At 34.7% G+C, this 5,327-nt stretch carries 6 protein-coding genes; 3 read left to right on the top strand and 3 right to left on the bottom strand.

All coding sequences use genetic code 11. The features are described from left to right. Nucleotides 1-818, top strand: an 818-nt coding sequence (locus UXI14_RS17860; protein WP_335967332.1) for a gliding motility-associated C-terminal domain-containing protein, incomplete at its 5' end; no start/stop codon positions are given. A 22-nt stretch (nucleotides 819-840) separates the two neighbouring features. Then, nucleotides 841-1,728 carry a type IX secretion system membrane protein PorP/SprF gene (locus tag UXI14_RS17855; protein WP_335967331.1) on the top strand — a complete coding sequence of 296 codons (888 nt, stop codon included), beginning with the start codon at nucleotides 841-843 and terminating at the stop codon, nucleotides 1,726-1,728. 229 nt (nucleotides 1,729-1,957) lie between these two features. Here the strand turns inward: UXI14_RS17855 and UXI14_RS17850 are convergent, their stop codons facing one another. The 3 genes from UXI14_RS17850 to UXI14_RS17840 all read right to left on the bottom strand — a co-directional run bounded on the left by UXI14_RS17850 (nucleotide 1,958) and on the right by UXI14_RS17840 (nucleotide 3,900). Then, a complete protein-coding gene (locus UXI14_RS17850; protein WP_335967330.1) occupies nucleotides 1,958-2,317 on the bottom strand; it encodes a hypothetical protein in 360 nt (119 codons plus the stop codon). 768 nt (nucleotides 2,318-3,085) lie between these two features. After that, a complete protein-coding gene (locus UXI14_RS17845) occupies nucleotides 3,086-3,484 on the bottom strand; it encodes a helix-turn-helix transcriptional regulator (protein ID WP_335967329.1) in 399 nt (132 codons plus the stop codon). Between the two features lie 17 nt (nucleotides 3,485-3,501). After that, nucleotides 3,502-3,900 carry a helix-turn-helix transcriptional regulator gene (locus tag UXI14_RS17840; RefSeq protein WP_335967328.1) on the bottom strand — a complete coding sequence of 133 codons (399 nt, stop codon included), beginning with the start codon at nucleotides 3,898-3,900 and terminating at the stop codon, nucleotides 3,502-3,504. Nucleotides 3,901-4,685: 785 nt separating this feature from the next. Between UXI14_RS17840 and UXI14_RS17835 the strand changes: the two genes are divergently transcribed. Beyond that, the coding region (locus UXI14_RS17835; protein ID WP_335967327.1) for a carboxypeptidase-like regulatory domain-containing protein at nucleotides 4,686-5,327 on the top strand (642 nt) is incomplete at its 3' end.

Genomic DNA, 5,327 nt, shown 5'->3' with positions numbered 1-5,327 from the left:
ATGATCCTACGGAGGATACAGACACTGATGGTGATGGCACGGGAGATAACACGGATACTGATATCGACGGAGACGGAACTCCAAATGAAAAGGATGCCTTCCCTTATGATCCTACTGAGGATACCGATACCGATGGTGATGGCACCGGGGATAACACGGATCCTGATATTGATGGAGATGGATTATTAAATTCCGATGATGATGATCCCTATAACAATGTTATAGATTCAGATAAAGATGGAATTCCGGATGACATTGATTTGTGTCCAAACTCACCGGTTGGATCAGGGGTGAATCAATGGGGTTGTGCTCCAAGTCAGCGAGATGAAGATGGAGATGGAATTATGGATGATCTTGACAACGCAATTGAAATTCCCAATAGCGATCAGTTGGATACGGATAATGATGGAATAGGAGATGTATTAGATGATGATGATGATAATGACGGGGTTTTAGATACTGTTGATAATTGTCCTTTACAGTATAATCCAGGTCAGGAGGATAGAGACAGAGACGGGCTCGGAGATATTTGTGACACAATAGATTTAAATGCTTCTCAGGCATTTACACCCAATGGTGATGGTATTAATGATACTTGGGTTATCTATAATATTGAGAATTATCCCAATTCAATAGTGCATGTATTTAATAGTTGGGGTAAGGAAGTGTTTAAAGCCAGAAATTATCAGAACGATTGGGACGGTCACTATAATAATTATAAAGAAAAACTTCCTGAATCAGGTTCATACTACTTTCAAATTGATCTGGAAGGAACAGGACAAATCGATTATGAAGGTTGGCTGTATTTAACAAGATAATCAGGAATATAAAATATATAAGATGCAAAAATTAAGAAATATAGTATTTGGAATACTATGTATAGTCAGTAGTTGTATATATGCTCAACAAGAAGAGATTATAACCAACTACAGATATCAAATAAATTTATTCAATCCAGCTTATACGGGTGTAAATGGACAAACTTTAATAAAGTCCAGTATCCGTCAACAATGGACCGATATTAAAGATGCACCGACACTTCAAACGGTTTCATTTTCAACTTCAGTTGGAGAAAAAATCGGATTAGGAGTAACAGTTATAAATAGTAATACTTTTGTGGAGAGTGAAACATTCACATCTATTGATTTTTCCTACCGACTTAAGCTTAAGGATCAATTAGACCTCTATTTGGGGCTGAAAGCAGGAGGAGATTTCTACAGTGTAAATACAGAGGGACTGGAAACTTATAATGTTATGGCGGATCCTAGTATAGCATCAATTTCCAACTTCAATCCGAATATTGGAGTAGGGTTGTTGATAAAAGGAAATAATTGGTATGCTTCCTTGTCTATTCCTAGACTATTATCTACAGAGCGATCTGAGAATGAAGACGGAATCCTAACTTCAGCTTCCTCACGACCACATATGTATGGTTCTGTCGGATATGATTTTTTATTAAATGATGTGACTAACTTGAAGCTTAAACCTTCAATTATGACACGTTATGTTGCAGGAGCACCTATATCATTAGATGTTAATACCATGATTTCTTTTAATGAAGTTTTTGAAATTGGAGCTATGTATCGCACCGATCGAGCTTATGCAGGACTGGCAAACTTTAAAATAGCAAAACATTTCACTGTTGGATATGCATATGAAATGAGTACAAGAGAAGAATTGGCCAATTCAGGAAACACAAATGAGTTCTTATTAATGTTTCAATTTTAATAAGAGAATAGCTCTCTATTTATAATGAAAATCCTTTGGAATTTTTTTCAAAGGATTTTTTATTTTATATATTTTGCAAGGTAATCATCATATAAATATCTGATCAAAACCTTTATAGATATGTAGTATCCGTCCCATCAATTACATCATATAACTTAGCATAATTTTATTTATCGGTTAAATTTTTAACTCAAAAGATTGCTGTAATAGATATATGCAGCATAGTGGTTTAAAAACAACTAGACTTGTTTTTATCAAAATCACCGCTTTTTTTAATTTTGTTTGCCCTATTGATCAAACTAGGTTTATTTGGAAATATTGAACCGGTTCCGGGCCATATTAATCTTCCCTTTTTATCACAAAGGCATATTAATTTTGGCTCTTTATTTAAAATTTCATCTTCATTTACCTCCACAATCATTTCATAAACAATTTTATCGTGATGTTTTCCGTTAAACGTTTCAATAGCATTGGCATAAAAAAGTATTTTCTTTTCCGCAAACTCATCGCTTTTATCCAGATCTTCAACGGGAAAAGATTCTATCTTGTAATCTTGAATAAGTGCTGTATAAGAAATGGTTTTCATCATTTGTTCAAAGACGGTCAGGATATAATCCTGTTGCTCTTTTTCTTGTGTAATAGCTATTGCTCCTTTTTCTTTTGGAGTGATGATAGTTTTATCATTTTTCTTTGATGTGCACCTTTAAGAACCGCTTCTAATTGTCTCTGAAACATTTCAATTGTCTTTTTTAAGGGGTTATTTACAGTTTCAATATTTGCCAACCACTACATGGTTAAGATTCACTACAAATTGTCAATTCTGTTACACACAGTATTAATATGATCCAGACCATATAATAATGCCGATTCATCGATATTCATCCATTGAAATAGTTGGCGGATTAGTGAATAATGCTGTCTTACGTATGTCGTACTTTTTATTGTTTGATTTGGCTGAAAACAAATAGGTTCATGATGAGCAATTCTATTTCTTAGGCCGTTTATTTCTGCTAAACGGTTAAAAATATATTTATTATTATATTGGTTAGTAGCAGAACTTGTAGGTTTAGTAGGAAAAATATTTAAGAGATTTCTTCCGGTAGCACGATATTGGTGTTGTGCAAACATGAACCTCCAAAAGCCAAAGCCGAGTTCTGCAACGAGTTTATTATGGGTATATGAATGATTGAGTTTGTATGTGTAATACATTATTGTTTGTTATCTTTGTTCTATCTTATTCCCGGTAGTCCCTGAAGAAATTCAAACTAGCGGGTTTCGTTTTTTATACAATCACCTGAAACGGTTCTGATAGTACTTAGCGTAAGATTTAATATGAGCGGGAATACAGTATTTATCCTTACTTGTTCTTTAATATGTTTATAAGTTCCTTACGAACGACTTCTAATTGTCGCTCAAACATCTCGATTGTTTCTTTTAAAGGGTTGTTTATAGTTTCTATATTCGCTGCGATATTGGTAGCTGAGACACCGCTGTTCTCATAAAAATTGTTAGTATTATAAAGAACCTTTTCTTCGCTAAAGTCTCTTAATCCTTCAAATGTAACTCCAAGAGCTACAGCTACGTCCTTAAGCTTTTCGTCACTAATATTTTCAGATTGTTCTAATTTAGAAACCGCTTGTTTTGTTATATTCATTCTGTCCCCTAAATCAGACTGGGTCCAACCTCTAAGTCTTCTAACTCTTTCTATTTTTCTACCTCTGTGTAAAACTAGAGTATTTGCAATGGTATCAGGCATAATTATTTATTTTGATATTATTTTTGTTGAGCTTTTTTAAGTATTTCGACTTTTTCTTTCTCGCTCGCTAATAAACGTTCATAGAGTTCTACAACTTTTTCAACAGGACTGAAAACTTGGTGGATACCATGTGCAGTCTCCTTTATTTCAACATTTTCGAGTTTGTTGTCTATACTATAAAACGCATATGTTTCATCGAAAGCCTTAATCACTTCCGGGGTCAGATTCAGAGCTTTTGCGATTTTTGACAATTTTTCTTCTTCAACTTCCTCAGAATTCTCAATTGCAGAAATTTCAGATTGAGAAATTCCTGTTTCTATTGCTAATGCTTCTTGTTTTATCCCTTTTAGGTTGCGAAGAGCCGTAATATTTCGACCGATATGGGATTTTTTTGGTCTTAGATATGTTTGTGTCATGTTACAAATTTATTTCTTCAAATATATAAAAGTCAACTCAAAAAACATATTAATCAACCCCTTTTTTTTTGATTTTATCTATAATATTTTTTATTTGCATAAGGTTTTGTTAATCAAACTTAACAAATGAATGGTAATCTATTACTTACAATGAGCAATAATAACTGTTATTATTTGATAAATAAATCTCAATGCTTTTTGAAGGAAACAAACATTGTTACCTTATTATTATTTATTAGCTTGTTTGATATTCTTTTTGCTAAGAAACCTAAAAACCCAGTTTAGGGTTAAATGTTACAGGAGTGACATGATAATTCTTTTTGATGAGAATTTATTTATAGTATTAGTTATTTAATATTGTGTCCGGTAATCCAAAATTCTTTTCTCCTGTAATGAACGTCTACACATATTCATGATATCCGGTCATGCAACGATATTCCTTTAGTATTATTAATACACTTTGCTATGGTGTGGTGGTCTATATATTAATTGAAAATAATTATGCCTATGAGATAAACATTTGAATTAGTTACGGTATATCCAGGTGGAAACTAATCCTGAAAATATCATTGGCAACATTTTGTAGGGTGTCTGCCTGGAAATACTTAGCGATATATCTTTTAATGAAGATTTTTATGAATAACAGAATGCCTACGATAAAATAAAAATCAAGTAAAACTTGAAACCATTTTGATGTATGGCATAAAGAACCCTCCAATCACTTTGACAGGTTACCGGAGGGTAGATTTAATTAAAACCAAGTTTAATCAAACTAAAACAAATTTATGAAAAATACCTTTGTAAACAAGGTAAGGGGATTACTTATTTGTATTCTTTTTATTTTTTTGACCCCGTTGGGATTCAACGCTTGGGGAAGTCCAAATAACCCAAGCCTTAAACTAATTCAGCATCGGATCAAGGGGACGGTCACCGATTCCAACGGCGTTCCCATCCAGGGAGTGAACGTAGGGATAAAAGGTTCTTCAAGTGGCACTTTTTCGGATGAAAAAGGGACCTTTTACCTGGAGGCCGCCCCTTCCGATGTTTTGATACTGAGCTATATCGGGTTCAAGAAACTGGAGGTTGCCGTGGGAAGCTCGGCGGAACTTTCCCTGGTGCTGGAAGAGGACGTAATGGATCTGGGTGCCGTTACGGTCAATGCCGGGTATTATACGGTAAAAGAAAGGGAGCGGACAGGGAACATAGCCAAGGTGACCTCTGAGGAAATCGAGCTGCAGCCCATTGTGAGTCCATTGCAGGCTTTAGAAGGCAGAATACCCGGCGTGGAAGTAGAGCAAGGAAGCGGAATTAACGGATTAGCGCCGAGTATTCGTATACGCGGAACGAACAGTCTGCGCAACGATGGAAATTATCCCCTGTACATTGTTGATGGTGTGCCCATTAATTCCAGTCCTGTAAGAAGTAGT

Source organism: Galbibacter sp. PAP.153, assembly GCF_037029175.1.
In the GTDB taxonomy this organism is placed as follows: Bacteria; Bacteroidota; Bacteroidia; order Flavobacteriales; family Flavobacteriaceae; genus Galbibacter; species Galbibacter pacificus.
This window is presented reverse-complemented; position numbering and strand designations above follow the sequence as displayed.

Bases quoted from the DNA above. Each gene is read 5' to 3' on its own strand.
- UXI14_RS17855 (WP_335967331.1), top strand. From the start codon at position 841: ATGCAAAAATTAAGAAATATAGTATTTGGAATACTATGTATAGTCAGT.
- UXI14_RS17850 (WP_335967330.1), bottom strand. From the start codon at position 2,317: ATGATGAAAACCATTTCTTATACAGCACTTATTCAAGATTACAAGATA.
- UXI14_RS17845 (WP_335967329.1), bottom strand. From the start codon at position 3,484: ATGCCTGATACCATTGCAAATACTCTAGTTTTACACAGAGGTAGAAAA.
- UXI14_RS17840 (WP_335967328.1), bottom strand. From the start codon at position 3,900: ATGACACAAACATATCTAAGACCAAAAAAATCCCATATCGGTCGAAAT.